Genomic DNA, 16,087 nt, shown 5'->3' with positions numbered 1-16,087 from the left:
TTCGAGGATATCGTCAATTTGGTCCGTCGACGCCGCGGAGCGGTTCCGTCCGATACACCTAACTTATCGGACGAACATTCAGCATACCGAATGATCGAGTGGGCGTCAGTAGGGGATACGCTCCACGTCATGGATACGGACAACGCGGAACTCTCGGTAGAGGGATCTCCGCTCGAGGTCTCCGGATCCGGTCGAGAGATTTCCCGTCCCGTCGACGAGACGGTCACCGTCACGACGGACGAACTCCGATTCCCGCACGCGGTCGTCTACGCCTTCGCGCTCGGCTCGGGCACTCGATACGAACTCGACCACAGCGGTGAACCGCTCTCCCTGCCGCCCAGCGAGTACGTCGTCGACGTCGACACGGAGATCAAGAGCTACCTCCGCTTTTCCGGGCCGGCCACTATCGAGAAGACCGACGACTTCGAGTCGATCGTGGTCTCGTTCCCGGAACGCACACGCGTCATCGTCGGCTTCCGAAGCCGCCACGAGTTCCCCGCAGGGACGATAACCGTCCCCGACTCGCCGGCCGACGTCGCGACCGCGATCACCCATCTCGCGTCCTCACACAAGACCGACCGGCCGGATCGAACCTACCCGACGCTTCGCGGACATCCGCCGCTGATCGAGTTCGGTGACGAACTCGAGATTCCCGACGAGATCCGGTCCGACAGAGACGACACCGGGATCGAACTCGTGGTTCCGCCAAGCTACGAGTCGCTGTACGTCACCGCACCGCTCGCGTACTACCTCCAGGCGACGGTGCGAACGATCGACGAAGGCCACAGAAGCGGTGGAACCGACGGCGGCCGTACGCGACCCCGGCTTCGCATTCCTGATCGGGGGATCGAAACACCGCTCACGTCCATGCCTGGCCTCGAGCGATCCGTCGAACGCCTCCTTCGGAAGACGTTCTTCCTCGACTGTCTGGTTCGCAACGCCGGCCCTCACGGGACGGCCCTCGCGGAGTCGAGCCTCCTCGAGGTGCTGGAACTGGACAGCACCAGGCTCTACGGGACGTCTGCAGCCGATCGACTCGCGGCGTACCTCGACGTGCCGTACGAGGCAGTCGAACACCGCCTTCCCGAGTGGCACCTCGCGACCTACGTGAGCCCAGACTACGAACTCGCCGAGGCGCTCCCCTTCCTGCTCGACCGCATGAGCATGCTCTACACGCCGCGAACGTCCGAACTCGAGGGACGGGAGCTGATCGAACGTTCCCTGGCCGACTTCTACCGCGGCGGCGACGACTCGTCCGGACCCCGTGCTCACTCCGGACAGGTCGCCTCGGTGGATATCGTCAAGCCGGATCTCAGGGACGCACGGGTCCACGGCTGGCTCGCGGACGGGGTTCCGATCGACGTCTTCAAATCCACGCCCGCAGCCTACCACAACCGTCTCGAGTACCTCGAGCGCTCGAGCGAGTCGACCTCGATCTGTGTCGTCCTGAACGATCCCGAGATGGCCGGCGAGCACGACGACGTCGCGACCATCTACCGCCGCCGATCGAAGGAGGTGACGATGGACGTCACCGTCGAGGAGGGGCTCACGACGGCCGAACTCGCCCGCGTGTTCGAGAACGATTACGACTTCGTCCACTACATCGGCCACTGCGAAACCGATGGGCTCCGCTGTACCGACGGCTATCTCTCGACAGCGAGCCTCGAGCAGTGTTCCGCACAGACGTTTTTCCTCAACGCCTGTGGCTCCTTCTACGAGGGGACAACCCTCGTCGAGAAGGGCAGCGTCGCGGGCGCGGTGACGTTCAGGACGGTCCTGAACGACCACGCCGTCAAGGTCGGATCGACGTTTGCAAAACTCCTCGTCCACGGGTTCAGCATCGAACGGGCACTGCGTCTCGCACGCAGGCGCATCATGATGGGGAAAGACTACGCCGTCGTCGGCGACGGCACCCACTCGCTCACCCAGAGCGACAGTCGACTCCCGGCGACGGCGACGCTCGAGGAACTCGAGGACGACCGCTACCTGCTGAACTTCGACTGCTACTCGACGCGTGCGACCGGCTCGTACTACGTTCCACACACCGTAGACCAGGAGTGCGCCTACCTCTGTGGCAACGAATCCAGCTTCACGGTGACCGAATCGGAGCTCTCGTCGCTGCTCAGGGACACCGAGGCGTCCGTCATCTACGACGGCGACGTCTACTGGTCCGAAGAACTCTGGCCGCAGTTTGCCTGAGAGTGCCGGACGTACCAACTGACGTGGTTCGACGCTCGCTCGACCAAAACTCGACGGCCGGTGTCAGGCAGTACGGCTGAGTTACGGGCCGCTATAGGTGCTTATGCCGCCGGCGCGGATGAGTCCCTGTTTCGCCTGCCGATCCATCAACTGACGTTTGACGAAGTCACACACCGTTCGGAGCCGATAGTCAATGACTCTCATACAACCTTACAATAACAGATGGGGACTATATATTTATTGTAATATTCGATACAAATACAGATCGAGGCGGAAATCCCCTGCGGTAATAAACAGTTTTAACCAGTACGAAATCATATATTTATATAGCTATCGGTGGCGACAGATCGCTAACGCGTTCCGGATCAAAAGTTCCTGTTCAGACGTCGTTGACGGGTTCTGGCGGTAGAACGGCCACCAAAATTAAGTAATTGTATCTCGTTTACTTCTGTACTGGCATGACCTCGAATTTACTCAATCACCAAATTGACGATATCCTCGAATCGGTTCTCGAGGATGCGTCCGGGGACGTCTACATGGTCAATCCCTCCTGGGATGCCATCGAAGAGTTCGTCTCCGTTGCAACGTCGTTCGACGGGACGCTCCCGTCGGTACACATGCTCGCCGACGAGCGCACGCTCAAGGACGTCATGGACGACTTCATCGTCGCCTCGAACGCCGCCGACCTCATCACCGAGGACGCGCTCGCGCTTCGAACCCTCGAGGAGACCCCCGAGAACTCGCTGCTGATCACCGAGGACCGCGTCGTGGCCCTCGTCCACGCCGGCGACCGCGTCGGCGGCCTCGTCACCGACGACGAGAGCTTCGTCGAGGACACCCGCGACGCCTATGCGGCCCGCTGGGAGGACGCGCCGACGTTCAACCTCCGGACGCCGCCGATCACGAACGTCCGCGAGACGCTCTCCGACGAGATCAGCCCCGACGCCGAGGAGGACTTCACTGCGATCCTCAACTCGCTCGAGACCGCCCGCGGCGACGGCGACGGCCTCGACGAAGTCACCATCTCGCTGCTCGTGGCCGCGAAGAACGAAGCGCTGCTCTACGACATCAGCAAGTGGGGCGAAGACGTCGGCATCGCCTCGAAGGCGACCTTCAGCCGGACGAAGACCAAACTCGAGGATATGGGCCTGATCGACACCGAGAAGGTCCCCATCGACGTCGGTCGGCCGCGCCTGCGCCTGAAGATCGGCGACGAGCGCCTCAACGAGGCCGACAACGGCCAGCTCGCGACCGTCGCCCAGAGCATTCTCAACTGAACCAAACTTTTGCTCTGCGGGCGCGGCGAAGCCGCGCCCTCGGCAAAACTTTGATGAAAAGCACTCCTCCTTCCGTTCTCTCACTCTTTCAGTCGTTCGTTCACATCAGTCGTCGGCCCGCTCGCTCACCCTTCGGGTTCGCTCGCGGCCGGTATACCGGTTGAGAGCCTGCCCTCCCCCGGGTCGCGCGTTCGCCGAAATCGGCGACCGCGCTCCCGGCCAGTGGGGGCCCGCTCCATCTCGTGGCGCAACGCCCAAGTTACCGCCGTGAGTCGGTTCGAGTATGTACGAGGCCGTCCACGCCCACCCCGACGGACAGAGCACGGTCGCCAGGCTCGCGAAAACGGCGGCCGACTACGGCTACGAGGGCGTGGTCGTGCGCAATCACTCGAGCGCGCGAGCGGAGTACGAGCCCGACGAAATTTCTGCGGAGTACGGGATCGACGTCGTCGAGGGCGTCGAGATCCGAGCCGACAATCCCGAGCAGGCCAGCGGCTCCGTCGGGAACTACCGGCCGTCGCACACGATCGTCGCGCTCGAGGGGGGCTCGAACGCCCTGAACCGGTTCGCCGTCGAGCAGCCGAAGATCGACGTCCTCGCCGGGCCGATGGCCGGCAGCGGCGACGTCAACCACGTCCTCGCGAAAGCCGCCGTCGAGAACGGTGTTCGAATCGAGTTCGACCTTTCCGGCGTGCTCCGGACGAGCGGCGGTCGCCGTGTCCGGACCATCCAGTCGCTGCGTAAACTGGGCGAGATCGTCGACTACTACGACGCGCCGCACGTCGTGAGCGCGGATCCGACGTCACACCTCGAACTCCGCGCGCCGCGGGAGCTGAAGGCGCTGGGCGAGGAAATCGGATTCTCGAGCGAGTTCGTCGAAGACGGCCTCGCCGAGTGGGGCCGACTGGCCGAGCGCAATCGGCACGTCCAGTCCGAGTCGTTCATTGAGCCGGGGGTCGAACGGGGCAGGTATGAAGAAGAGTCTTGAGGATCACGCCGCCCGCTTCGACGAGAAAGCCAACGAGTACGACGACTCGAACTCCGAGGAGTACCGCGCCTGTGCGAACCTGGTGATCGAACACGCCGCACCCGCCGAGGACGACGTCGTGCTCGACCTGGGGACCGGAACCGGTGCTATCGCACTCGCGCTCGCTCCCGACGCGGACCGCGTCGTCGGCCGCGATATCAGCGAAGGGATGATGGAGGAGGCCAGCGCAAAAGCCGAGGACGAAGGGATCGAAAACGTCGAGTTCGGTCACGGAACCTTCCGCGAGCCCGAGTACGACGGACCGGTCGACGTCGTGACCTCGAACTTCGCGATGCACCACCTCTCGGACGAGCAAAAGCGCGAGGCGATCGAAGTGATCGCCGACCTCGAGCCCCGCAAGTTCGTCCTCGGGGACGTGATGTTCTTCGGCGAGCCGGATCCCAGCGAGCCGTTCTACTCGCCGGACGTCGACGACCCTGCAACCGTCGGTACTCTCGCGGACGCCTTCACGAACGCAGGGTTCTCGCTAACCGCCGTCGAACGCGTCCACGATCAGGTCGGCGTGCTGGTCGCCGAACGCGGACCGATGGCAGACGCGGAGACGCCCGAGACGCAGGCGCGCGAATGAAACACCTTCCGAAACATCTCCAGCCCCGATGGCGATATCTTGCTATCGAACTCGAGGGGTGGCCCGATGCGTCGATCGACAGGCGAGCGTTCCAGCGGGAGTGCTGGTACGCAGGCCAGAATCTGCTCGGCGATCCGGGCAGTGCCGCGGCCGATCTGACGGTCGTCAGGTTCGAGTTCGAGGAGGGAGTCGGGTCGGCGATCGTCAGAGTCCACCGCGGCGAGACGGAGCCGGCTCGAGCGGCGATCGCCTGTATCGACGAGATAGATGGCTCTCCGGTCGGAATTCGGATCTGCGGTATCAGTGGCACGATCCGTGCCGGTGAAGAAAACTATTTAGGACGCCGGCGGCAAGAATTCGAAGAGAGAAACGTCGTGTTCGGGAACGAGGAGCGAGTCGCCGTCGTGCGCGACGGGTCTGCAGACGTGCGACTCGATGATGCGTTTGCGGGTGCGACAGACCTCGATTACAATTTAGCGTGATACTATGCAGGGACAACAACAACAGCAGGCGTACGACCGAGGCATCACGATCTTCTCGCCCGACGGCCGACTCTACCAGGTCGAGTACGCTCGCGAGGCGGTCAAGCGAGGAACAGCAAGCATCGGTGTTCGGACGAGTGACGGTGTCGTGCTCGCCGTCGACAAGCGAGTACCATCGCCGCTGCTCGAGGACTCGAGCGTCGAGAAGATTCACAAGGCCGACAGCCACGTCGGTATCGCAAGCGCCGGCCACGTCGCCGACGCTCGTCAGCTGATCGACTTCGCCCGCCGTCAGGCGCAGGTCAACCAGCTGCGATACGGCGAACCGGTCGGCGTCGAGACGCTGACGAAGGAGGTCACCGACCACATCCAGCAGTACACGCAGGTCGGCGGCGCCCGTCCGTTCGGCGTCGCGCTGATCGTCGGCGGCGTCGAGAACGGCGAGGCACGCCTGTTCGAGACCGACCCCTCGGGAACGCCCTACGAGTGGAAGGCCCTGGCCGTCGGCTCCGACCGCGGCGAACTCCAGGAGTACCTGGAGGAGAACTACGACGACGAGGCCGACCTCGACGGCGGCATCTCGCTCGCGCTCGACGCACTCGCGTCAGTCAACGACGGCTCCTTGCTCCCGAACGAAGTCGGACTCGCGACGATCGACGTCGAGACGGAGCGCTTCGAACAGTTCGACTACGACCGTATCGAGAGTCACCTCGACGAGAACGACCTGCTCGACGACGGCGAAGCCGAGACCGACGAGTAATCGAGCGTCATACGGGCTGCTGTACGTCAGTTCCGGGGCGACCGCGACCCGTCCTGCGGTCGCTCCAGTAACTCGTTACAGCAGACCGTATCACGACGTCGGCGACACCCTGTCGACAGCGCCTCGGCAGGAAAAGCTCTTTTAACCGGCCGGAGGTATGCTCCGGTATGATATCACTCGACGAGGCGGTAACTGCGCGACTCGAGTCACACGGGGCACGCTTCGAAGTGCTGGTCGACCCGGACGCAGCACTCGAGATCAAGCGCGGCGAGTTCGAGGGCGACCTCGAGGAGGTCATCGCCGCCGAGGACGTGTTCGAAAACGCCGCCCGCGGCGACCGTCCGGCCGAAGACGACCTCGAGAAGGTCTTCGACACGACCGATCCCCTCGAAATCATCCCCGAGGTGATCAAGGAGGGGGAGATCCAGATCACGGCCGAACAGCGCCGCGAGATGCAAGAACAGAAGCGAAAACAGCTGATCGACACGATCACGCGCAACGCCGTCAACCCGCAGATGGACAACGCGCCCCATCCCCCGGAGCGGATCGACAACGCGCTCGAGGAAGCCGGGTTCACGGTCGATCCGATGGAACCCGTCCAGCAGCAGGTCGACGACGCGCTGGACGCGCTCCGCCCGGTGATCCCGATCCGGTTCGAGGAGGTGACGATGGCAGTCCAGATCCCCGCGGAGCACGCCGGCAGCGCTCAGGCGAAGATCCGCGGATTCGGAGACCTCGAGCGCGAGGAGTGGCAGGCCGACGGCTCGTGGATCGGCGTGCTGACGTTCCCGGCGGGACTCCAGAACGACTTCTACGACACCGTCAACGAACACTCGAGCGGCGAGGCCGAAACCGAACTCATCAAGGATAAAGACGACCTCAACACCCGATAGCGCCGTTCTGACGAGCTATCCTCTGTAAAACCCGACCAGGAAGCCGCTGGTGAAGCCGGCGCCGAGCGAGAGCGTCGAGAGGACCGATTCGATCCAGTGGATCTCCGCCCCCTCCGCGTGTTCCTGTGCACCGACGAGACCGGCAGAGAGGCGATTCCAGTCGACGACGACGATCTCCTGGGACTCGAGGTACCGAAAGAGCATCAGCTGTACGCCGACGATGACTGCGAGCAGCTTTGCGATCTTCTTCGTCGCGAAGCCGATGAGCCCACCGATCACCGCACCAGCACCGAACTCGAGCCCGAGCGCCGTCGGATCGACGTCGATCATCACGGCAGGCATTCGCGTCACAGATAATGACTGTTGTGGCTCCGATCCGCGTTCGACGTTCGCCGTGCGACACCGTATCGTGCACGGGATTCAAGACGGTCCGACGCGTAGCCCGACGTATGTACTACGGCAGTCGAACGGAGGTGTTCGGCCGGCATCAGTAGCGTGACCGGGCACGCGCGCCGTTGCGCGAGCGGCGACCGCGCCACGACGACGTTCGAACGTACCGGCGACGAGCGATCCGTCTCGAGTACGCACGCACGCCCGATCCACGCAGGACCCCCCGCATGAACGCGATCATTGCCAAACGCGTCGACTCCGGTATCGCAGATACGACCGAGATCCGAGACCTCGCTCAGGCGGCGGGATACACCGTCGTCGGCGAACTCACGCAGTCGCGAACGGCGGACCCAGCCCTCCAGTTCGGCGAAGGGAAGGCCGAAGAGCTAGCCGAGATAGCCGACCGGACCGAAGCGACGACGGTCATCTTCGACAACCGACTCGGTCCGTACCAGATGTACAACCTCGGCCAGCTGCTGCCCGAAGGGGTGGAAATCATCGACCGGTTCACGCTGATCCTCGAGATCTTCGGTCAGCGCGCCCAGACCCGAAAGGCACAGCTCCAGGTCGAACTTGCCGAACTTCGCTACGAACTGCCCCGCGCGGAGGCCAAGACGAGCCTCGCTAAACGGGAAGAACACCCCGGGTTCATGGGCCTCGGCGAGTACGACGAGAGCCGCGAGCAGGACATCAAGTCCCAGATCAGCCGGATCAAGGACGAACTCGAGCAGATCGAGCAGACCGAGGAACACCGCCGGGAGCGACGGCGGGATTCGGGCTTCGATCTGGTCGCGCTCGCGGGCTACACCAACGCCGGCAAATCGACGCTACTGCGCCGTCTCGCATCCGATCTCGACGTGGAGGAGAACGAGGACCTCCACCCGGACCTCGACGCGACCGCCGAATCACAGGACAAGCTATTCACGACGCTCGGGACGACGACCCGCCGCGCGGATATCGAGCCGCGGGACGTGCTGGTGACCGACACCGTCGGCTTCATCAGCGATCTCCCCCACTGGCTGGTCGAGTCGTTCAAGTCGACGCTCGATTCGGTCTATCGGGCGGACCTGGTCCTGCTCGTCGTCGACGTCAGCGAGGCCGTCGACGAGATCCACGAGAAGCTCGTCACCTGTCACGACACCCTCTACGAGCGCAACGAGGCGCCGATCGTCACGGTTCTCAACAAGGTCGACAAGGTCGACGACGAGGAACTCACCGAAAAGCGCGAGGCGCTCTCGGCGCTCGCACCGAACCCCGTCGTCGTCAGCGCCAGGGACGGGACGAACGTCGACGGCCTGCTCGAGCGCGTCGACCGCGAACTGCCCGACTGGGAGGAGGAGCGACTCGTCCTCCCGATGACCGACGACACGATGAGCGTCGTCTCCTGGCTCCACGACAACGCCCACGTCGAGGACGTCACCTACGGCGACGACGACGTCCTCGTCGCCTTCGAGGCCCGACCCGCGGTGATCTCACAGGCGCGATCTCGAGCGAGCGAACTGCAGACGGCCGCGGCGGAATCGGCGTAGTTCGCCGTCGGCGCGACTTCATCCGGGTTCTCACTCCGTTCCGACTCCGCTCGGGGATCCCTCACTGTCGATGTTTTCGGCGTCCTCGACGTCGTCGATGAGGACGAAATCGGTCGAACCGCAACTGCAACTGCCGCTGCCGATCGTCTGAATGTCGCCGTTGGGCCAGCGCCTGGCTGCGTAAACGGAACCGCACTCGGTGCACTCCGCTAACTCTCGAGTTACGTCGTCCCTATTCGCCATTCCTCAGCGGTTCGAACGGGCTATTCCCCTAATGAGCGTTTCTATTCACAAATTATTCATAGATATCGTGTTGGAGAGAAACGATTCCTTCGATTCGTTGAGAACAGTACCCCCCGAGGTCGTTTCGAGGCTATCGCCAGTTTTCGAACACTGCCGCGACCCCCTCCATATAAATCGCTGACTCGAGTCCCGTAGAATATGGAACGTGTTGCAATCATCGGCTGCTCGATGACCCAGTTCGGGCAACGCGAGGGCTGGATCCAGGACCTCCTCGCGGAGGCCGGACTCGAGTGTCTCGAGGACGCCGGCGTCGACGCGGACGACGTCGAGCACCTGTACGTCTCGAACATGGCCAGCGGCGAGTTTGAGGGACAGACCGGGGTGATGAACGGGTTGGCACACGACATCGGTGCGATACCCGCGTACACCCAACGGATCGACCAGACGAGTTCCAGCGGCGGCGCGGGCATCTACGCGGCCTGGCAGTCGGTCGCGAGCGGCGCCAGTGAGATGACGCTGCTCGTCGGCGGCGAGAAGATGACCCACCGGACGACCGGCGAGTCGACCGACGTCATCGCGTCGATCACCCACCCGGCCGAGTACAAGACGGGTGTCACGCTTCCCTCGTTCGCGGGGATGACCGCGCGTCACTACCTCGAGCGCTTCGACGCGCCCCGCGAGAGCCTCGCGAAGGTGGCCGTCAAGAATCACAGGAACGGCGTCGACAATCCACACGCGCAGTTCCAGAAGGAGGTCGACCTCGAGACGGTACTCGAGTCACCGATCGTCGCGGATCCGCTACGGCTGTACGACTTCTGTCCGATCACCGACGGCTCGGCAGCCCTCATGCTCTGTCCCGAATCGGTCGCGGAGGAGTACGCCGACGACTACGTCGTGATTTCGGGGATCGATGGTGCGACCGACACGCACGTCGTCCACGAGCGGGAGGATCCGACCGTCATGGGCGGTGTCGTCGAGAGCGGCAAGGGTGCTTACGAGATGAGCGGCCGCGACCCCGAGGATATCGACGTGGCAGAGCTCCACGACATGTTCACGATCCTCGAGTTCCTCCAGATGGAGGGGCTCGGCTTCGCCGAGCAGGGCGAGGCCTGGAAACTGGTCGAGGAGGGGTACACGGAGCGAGACTCCGGCGAACTGCCGATCAACACCTCCGGTGGCCTCAAGTCGAAGGGTCACCCGCTCGGAGCCAGCGGCGTCGCACAGGGCGTCGAAATCTACGAACAGCTCGTCGGCGAGGCCGGCCAGAGACAGGTCGAGGCCGACGTCGGTCTCTGCTGTAACGTCGGCGGCTTCGGGAACTGCGTTATCACCACGATCATGGAGGCAGCACAATGACGATGGAAGCGACCCGCTACGACGACGGCACGATCAGCTACCCCGGACATCCGCGCAGCCGAAACGGCGCGGAGCCGGTCGAGACGATCGATCTGAGCGAGCATACCGCGGAGGTCGTCACCTGGACGACCAGCATGGCAACCCCGCCCGGCGTTCGCGAACCGAACCATCTCGCGATCGTCGAGTTCGACATCGGCGACGCCGTCGACGACGGCGAGGAGTCGGTCCGAGCGCTCGTTCAGCTCACCACCGGCGACGTCGAAACGGGTGACGACGTTCGGCCGGTCTACGCCGAGGAGCTTCGTGAACCCGGCGCCGGGATCAGGGAACCCGAGAGTCAGGACTGGGGCGGCTACCGGTTCGAGCCGGTCTGATCGCCGTTCTCGTCTTCGTCCGCCGCGTCTTCAGTGTCTTCTGTGTCTCCAGCGTCCGCCGCGTCTTTAGCGTCTGCCACATCCTTCGCGTCGCTGCCATCCTCGTCGCGTTCGTCCGGCTGTTCGTCCGAGGTGTACCGATCTTTGAGCGTCTCGAGTTCTGCATCGACGTCGACGCCCGGATCGCGCTCGTCTGTGGGCTCCTCGGCGTCGTCGTCGTCGGAATCCGCGTCGTCGGGCTGTTCGATATCGATCTGAATCGGTCCCCCCGTTCCCGTCTCCGGATTCCGGTCCTCCACGTCGCCCACGGCGCGCTGTAGCCGACTGTCGACCTCGTCACGGAGTTCGCGCGCCTCCGTCAGGAGATCACGCGCGTCCTCGTCCGCAGGCAGCGATCCGTCGGATGCCGCCCGCTGGAGTTCGGCCAGCACGGTGTCCAGTTGCGAGAGGGTCGTCCGGCGAAGGTCACTCGCGCGCGTCCTCGTCCGATCGGTCGTCTCGTCGACCTGCTCGCGGACCTCCCGTTCCGTCCGCACGATCTCGAGGCCGCGCTGGACGGCCTCGAGCGTTCGGACGCTCGACTCGAGGGCCGCGAGCAGCGTCGGGATCGCGACCTCGTCGGCCAGGCGAAGGAGTTCGCGAGGAGTCGGCGGACGAGGCGCTAGCGGTCGGCGCGGCGTCCGGCTTCGCGAGTCCTCGAGTTCGGTTCGAAGCTCGTCGATCGTTCGCGTGAGCTCCCGGATGGCGTCGGCGAGGTCGTCGTCGGGCTCGGCCATACCTGCTCTACGGCTGCCGGGATGAAAAGCCGGGTGATCGCACGGCTCCCGTTTCGAGCATCTCACCCGATCTGCTGGCACGGAACCAAGCGCTTTTGCCCCGCTGGATCCCCTACACGGGTGTGCGAATCGAGAACAGTTTCATTCCCGTCCGGGGCGTCGGGGAAGTCACCGAACGCCGGCTCTGGGAGAACGGAATCACCCACTGGGAGGAGTTCGACGGCAGCGTCGTCGGCGAGACGGTCGCCGACCGAATCGAGACGTTCATCGAGGAGGGATGGGACCACCTCGAGCGCGGCGACGTCTCCGTCTTCGCCGACGCGCTGCCGGCCGCGAGCCGATGGCGCCTCTACGAGAACGTTCGCGAGGAGACCTGCTTTCTGGACATCGAGACGACCGGCCTCGACGCGTCGTGCAACGACGTAACGACGGTCAGCCTGCACCGCGACGGCGAGACGAAAACGTTCGTCAACGGTCGCGACCTGACCGCCCGGCGGCTGGCGTCGGAACTCGAGCAGTCCTCGCTGCTCGTCACGTTCAACGGACAGCGCTTCGACGTGCCGTTTCTCGAGACGTGTTACGATCTGGACGTCACGGTACCCCACGTCGATCTCATGTATCCGTGCAAGAAGGTCGGCCTCGACGGCGGACTGAAGGCGATCGAACAGGACCTCGGCATCGGCCGCGACATGCCCGATCTCAGCGGCCGTGACGCCGTTCGACTCTGGAACGAGTACGAGCGCGGGGACGACAGCGCGCTCGAGACGCTCGTCGAGTACAACCGTGCGGACACGAAGAACATGGAACCGCTGCTGGAGATCGTCGCAGATCGCCTCCACGAGTCGGTGTTCGAGACAGCGTGTCAGGGCGAGTAACTGCGAGCGGCTCGGAACCGATGGACGTCCGCTCGAAATATAGTACCGACTGAAACGGTTTCCACACCGTTCGCGTTCCGCGGTTCTCACTCACTTCGTGCTCACGGGTCGCGTTCGCTCCCCGTTCGCGTTCCGCGGTTCTCACTCACTTCGTGCTCACGGGTCGCGTTCGCTCCCCGTTCGCGTTCCGCGGTTCTCACTCACTTCGTGCTCACGGGTCGCGTTCGCTCCCCGTTCGCGTTCCGCGGTTCTCACTCACTTCGCTCACGGGTCGTCCCTCCCCGTTCGCGTTCCGCGGTTCTCACTCACTTCGTTCGTTCCGAACCGCGTTCGTTCCGAACCGCGCTCGTTCCGAACCGCGCTCGTTCCGAACCGCGCTCCCGTCGTGCGATTAGGTGTACACCGACTTTCAGTGGCTACTATGGCCGGTGCTCACCAGGTTCGGATTGGGCGAAGTAGATCCGACAGATCGGCAGCGATTGCAAACCTAGTCGTGCTGCTGTTCGCGATCGGTAATCTCGATCCCGCCATCGCTAGTAACAACGATGTGGTAGCCACAGTAGTCGAATTCGACGTATCCGGTCGCTCGGTGGGCGCCGTTCTCGCGTGGTGCAAACAAGGAATCGAGGGCCTCCGGGTTGACGACTTCGTAGAGTGCGTCGTACTCTGGTGGCTCGATCTCGGTCGGTTCGACACCCTCTCGTTCAGCGACAGCGGTGATCACCTCGTAACTTAGCGAGTTCGTAGTAGCCGTGTCCGAACGATCGACTGAGAGTAGCATTGACCGGAATCTTTCTGTCGGTGTATATAAATCCTCTGTCCTCAGCACGGCCCCGTTGAACAGAATCGCCCACTAAGGTACAACTATGCGCTATGGAGAAGTACTTTCCCCGGCCATCGTTGTTGTGATTACAAAAATCGTTTTTCCCGAACCGACTCGAGTGGGAATGTTCTCCAGAACGAGCGGGCCGGGAATTATCGACGCTAAAACGGTACCCCTCGAACACGATGGCTTTCGTCAGTAGCAACCGCTGCTGAGTTCAGCTACTCACCAGCAGCCGACGTTGATCCGGTGTACGGCCGGTTTCGACGAACTGGTTCCAGTTCGCCGCTTGACGCCGTTACCGGAAGTCCCGTACGCCACCGGGGAAGTCGTTGTTCTCGAAGGAGACGGAGCCGGAGTCGTCGGTGATCTGGAAGGAGTGGCGTCCTTCGTACGATCGACTGTAGTTGTTCTCGACTCGGACGTTGTCCGACCCGTTGACTGTGATCGGAACGTGGGTCGTCTCGAACTCGCTGTCGGCGATGACGTAATCGTCGCCGAAGAGTTCGAGGGCGGCCCGGTTGTTACCACCCGGCTGGTCGACGGAGATCCCATGGAACCGGCAGCCGTTGCGCTCGCAGTAGATTGCGTGGCGGATCGGCGAACCATCCGCGTCGCCGGTAATGTCCACGTCTCGAAGTTCGACCGTTCCGTCATCCTCGCCGAGAATGCGGAACGCGTAGGCGTCGCCGTCGATCTCGACCTCCGAGTTTTCGACGTCGACCGCGCCCGTTCCGGAGTCGATCCGGACCGCCGAACTGTTGCCCTCGCCGACGGAAATCCGGGTGTTCGTGATCTCGGTCGCGTCGACGTTGCGCATGATTCTGACGGCCTCGCCGTTCGGATTCGGCGCGTCGACGGTCACGTTCTCGATCTCGTACCGGTCGCCACGGTCGAGTCGGATCGCGTGCTGTCCGTTCACCCACTCGGGATTCTCGTCGACGACGGCGATGGCCTCCTTAATCGAGCCTCGAGCCCCGCTGAGGCGGATCGACGCCGTACCGCTGTTTTCGTACCACCCTCCCTCGACGTCGATTTCACCGTTACTTCCCGACGCGTACAGTCCGTTGTCCGGGAATCCACCGAGGACACAGCTCTCGAAGGTGAGCTGTCCGCGGTGGTTCTCGTTGAGAATGATCCCGGTCGCTCCGCGCCAGCGTCCGTCGTTCGGCGTCTCGTCGATGTGGATGCCGCCATCGAACGCGCGGAAGCAGTAGACGTGGCCGGACCCGTCTGGATCGGTTATATTGAACAGTCCGGGACCCCAGGTTCCGCTATCGTGCACGCCGTGGATATAGACGTTTCTGACGCTGAGTCCGTCTTCAACCTCGGCACTGATGACGCGGATACCCGTGTTCGACGCGGTCTGATCGACGGTGAACCCGCCGAACTGGAGGTCGCGGCCGGGTCTGTTGCTGGTCCCCAGTCGGAACAGTCGGTACTGGGGTCCATCGAACTCGTCATAGTTCGCAGGTACGAGCGTCGCGTTGTCACCGACAATACCAACGTTCTCGAAGTTGGTAAGTCGGACCTGCGAGTCCATGTAGTACTCCCCCTCAGGGAATTTGAGAAGCGTGTCGTCACCGATGTGTTCCTGGACAACAGAGGAAACCGATTCGTTCCCCTCCGGATCCGCACCGGCGTCGACCATGTCGACGACAGTGCTGTATCGCTCCTCTTGTCCGCTTGCAGCCGCGACACCAGTGACCGAAAGTGCTGTCCCGATCCCAGCGAGACACCCCTTCAGATACGATCGTCTACCTGTCAGCCAATTTCGTGAGTCGTTCGACGTCACGTCCCTCCGTAGAAACGGGTAACTAATACATATACTCGAAGTAATCTGAGGGGAATGTATCTCAGTTCGCGAACGGCCGCTCCTCAACTGTTTCTGGACGGATAGCGGTCGTCTGTGCCGCATCTGAACGAACTGGTATTGTGATTTATTAAATTGTATATAAGGTGCCTGCAGTTGACGGGTCCGTGAATAGAACCGTTTTCTCTCCAGCTAGTCTAGATTCGCCTGAATTAGCTCGGATGGGGACACTCTCCGCACTGTTTCAGAGTTTGAACAGAGTGTTGCAGGAGCTGAATCCGTTCTCGAATTCGGTTGCAGAACTAAGCATGACCATTGTTCGAATGGTATCGGATTAGTGGCGGATGAAACGCCCTCCAAGACGGATTCAGCGAGATACTCACCGAGGCGGCATAAATTATCGAACCAGTCTGGAAAATATTACGTCATACACGTTGAGGGATCGGATTCGTCAGTCGAACAGTCGAGGATAAACTGGCCCGCGAGAGTCAGACGTTTCACCGGCTGGTCCGGCTGCTTCGTATTTCGGCCGAGAACGCATCATCCGCCGGCGGAAGTTCGATTCCGACCGGAGCGAAGCCGCACCGATTTACGTTTCGGTCGCGTCGTAGGCAGAACAGGAGTTGGATTTGAACCATGATCGCAGCGAACCTGCTCTCTGATTCAAATCCCAGTCGCACT

General features: G+C 62.8%; 17 protein-coding genes. 11 read left to right on the top strand and 6 right to left on the bottom strand.

Annotated features, from left to right (window positions below; translation table 11 throughout):
• Positions 1 to 90 precede the first annotated feature (90 nt).
• Positions 91 to 2,199: a hypothetical protein gene (locus CV102_RS21235; protein ID WP_148860027.1), complete on the top strand. Its 2,109-nt coding sequence runs from the start codon at positions 91 to 93 to the stop codon at positions 2,197 to 2,199.
• A gap of 81 nt (positions 2,200 to 2,280) precedes the next feature.
• Here CV102_RS21235 and CV102_RS27080 read toward each other — a convergent pair whose 3' ends face one another.
• The gene (locus CV102_RS27080) at positions 2,281 to 2,403 is read right to left on the bottom strand and encodes a hypothetical protein (RefSeq protein ID WP_267903138.1); all 123 of its coding nucleotides are present in this window, start codon (positions 2,401 to 2,403) and stop codon (positions 2,281 to 2,283) included.
• 254 nt (positions 2,404 to 2,657) lie between these two features.
• Here CV102_RS27080 and tbsP point away from each other — a divergent pair, with 254 nt between their 5' ends.
• The 6 genes from tbsP (at position 2,658) to CV102_RS21205 (ending at position 7,227) form a co-directional block, all read left to right on the top strand.
• Positions 2,658 to 3,476 carry a transcriptional regulator TbsP gene (gene tbsP, locus CV102_RS21230; RefSeq protein ID WP_148860026.1) on the top strand — a complete coding sequence of 273 codons (819 nt, stop codon included), beginning with the start codon at positions 2,658 to 2,660 and terminating at the stop codon, positions 3,474 to 3,476.
• Positions 3,477 to 3,759: 283 nt separating this feature from the next.
• Complete coding sequence (locus CV102_RS21225; protein WP_148860025.1) at positions 3,760 to 4,464, top strand: RNase P subunit p30 family protein; 705 nt, start codon at positions 3,760 to 3,762, stop codon at positions 4,462 to 4,464.
• Positions 4,448 to 5,092, top strand: a complete 645-nt coding sequence (locus CV102_RS21220) for a class I SAM-dependent methyltransferase (protein ID WP_148860024.1) — start codon at positions 4,448 to 4,450, stop codon at positions 5,090 to 5,092. The genes CV102_RS21225 and CV102_RS21220 overlap by 17 nt, the downstream gene beginning before the upstream one ends.
• The gene (locus CV102_RS21215) at positions 5,089 to 5,574 is read left to right on the top strand and encodes an Rpp14/Pop5 family protein (RefSeq protein ID WP_148860023.1); all 486 of its coding nucleotides are present in this window, start codon (positions 5,089 to 5,091) and stop codon (positions 5,572 to 5,574) included. Before CV102_RS21220 ends, CV102_RS21215 begins: the two co-directional genes overlap by 4 nt.
• Positions 5,575 to 5,578: 4 nt before the next feature.
• Positions 5,579 to 6,334, top strand: a complete 756-nt coding sequence (gene psmA / locus CV102_RS21210) for an archaeal proteasome endopeptidase complex subunit alpha (RefSeq protein WP_148860022.1) — start codon at positions 5,579 to 5,581, stop codon at positions 6,332 to 6,334.
• Positions 6,335 to 6,501: 167 nt separating this feature from the next.
• A complete protein-coding gene (locus CV102_RS21205; protein ID WP_148860021.1) occupies positions 6,502 to 7,227 on the top strand; it encodes a ribosome assembly factor SBDS in 726 nt (241 codons plus the stop codon).
• A gap of 15 nt (positions 7,228 to 7,242) precedes the next feature.
• Here CV102_RS21205 and CV102_RS21200 read toward each other — a convergent pair whose 3' ends face one another.
• Positions 7,243 to 7,557 carry an FUN14 domain-containing protein gene (locus tag CV102_RS21200; protein WP_148860020.1) on the bottom strand — a complete coding sequence of 105 codons (315 nt, stop codon included), beginning with the start codon at positions 7,555 to 7,557 and terminating at the stop codon, positions 7,243 to 7,245.
• A gap of 287 nt (positions 7,558 to 7,844) precedes the next feature.
• Here CV102_RS21200 and hflX point away from each other — a divergent pair, with 287 nt between their 5' ends.
• Positions 7,845 to 9,146 carry a GTPase HflX gene (gene hflX, locus CV102_RS21195; RefSeq protein ID WP_148860019.1) on the top strand — a complete coding sequence of 434 codons (1,302 nt, stop codon included), beginning with the start codon at positions 7,845 to 7,847 and terminating at the stop codon, positions 9,144 to 9,146.
• 30 nt (positions 9,147 to 9,176) lie between these two features.
• Here hflX and CV102_RS21190 read toward each other — a convergent pair whose 3' ends face one another.
• Positions 9,177 to 9,389: a hypothetical protein gene (locus CV102_RS21190; RefSeq protein WP_148860018.1), complete on the bottom strand. Its 213-nt coding sequence runs from the start codon at positions 9,387 to 9,389 to the stop codon at positions 9,177 to 9,179.
• Between the two features lie 198 nt (positions 9,390 to 9,587).
• Between CV102_RS21190 and CV102_RS21185 the strand changes: the two genes are divergently transcribed.
• Positions 9,588 to 10,745 (top strand): thiolase family protein, encoded by a 1,158-nt coding sequence (locus tag CV102_RS21185; RefSeq protein WP_148860017.1) that lies wholly within the window; start codon positions 9,588 to 9,590, stop codon positions 10,743 to 10,745.
• The gene (locus tag CV102_RS21180; protein ID WP_148860016.1) at positions 10,742 to 11,119 is read left to right on the top strand and encodes a nucleic acid-binding protein; all 378 of its coding nucleotides are present in this window, start codon (positions 10,742 to 10,744) and stop codon (positions 11,117 to 11,119) included. The genes CV102_RS21185 and CV102_RS21180 overlap by 4 nt, the downstream gene beginning before the upstream one ends.
• On the opposite strand, the gene CV102_RS21175 is transcribed toward CV102_RS21180, so the two are convergent.
• Complete coding sequence (locus CV102_RS21175; RefSeq protein WP_148860015.1) at positions 11,098 to 11,895, bottom strand: DUF7547 family protein; 798 nt, start codon at positions 11,893 to 11,895, stop codon at positions 11,098 to 11,100. The genes CV102_RS21180 and CV102_RS21175 overlap by 22 nt on opposite strands.
• Positions 11,896 to 12,017: 122 nt before the next feature.
• On the opposite strand from CV102_RS21175, the gene CV102_RS21170 reads away from it, so the two are divergent.
• Positions 12,018 to 12,770 (top strand): ribonuclease H-like domain-containing protein, encoded by a 753-nt coding sequence (locus CV102_RS21170; RefSeq protein WP_148860014.1) that lies wholly within the window; start codon positions 12,018 to 12,020, stop codon positions 12,768 to 12,770.
• Positions 12,771 to 13,257: 487 nt separating this feature from the next.
• Here CV102_RS21170 and CV102_RS21165 read toward each other — a convergent pair whose 3' ends face one another.
• Both CV102_RS21165 and CV102_RS21160 read right to left on the bottom strand, forming a co-directional pair.
• Positions 13,258 to 13,551 carry a HalOD1 output domain-containing protein gene (locus tag CV102_RS21165; RefSeq protein WP_148860013.1) on the bottom strand — a complete coding sequence of 98 codons (294 nt, stop codon included), beginning with the start codon at positions 13,549 to 13,551 and terminating at the stop codon, positions 13,258 to 13,260.
• 340 nt (positions 13,552 to 13,891) lie between these two features.
• Complete coding sequence (locus CV102_RS21160; RefSeq protein WP_233710769.1) at positions 13,892 to 15,244, bottom strand: hypothetical protein; 1,353 nt, start codon at positions 15,242 to 15,244, stop codon at positions 13,892 to 13,894.
• Positions 15,245 to 16,087: the final 843 nt, after the last annotated feature.

Origin of the sequence: Natronococcus pandeyae (genome assembly GCF_008122205.1) — an archaeon.
Taxonomy (GTDB): Archaea; Halobacteriota; Halobacteria; order Halobacteriales; family Natrialbaceae; genus Natronococcus; species Natronococcus pandeyae.
This window is presented reverse-complemented; position numbering and strand designations above follow the sequence as displayed.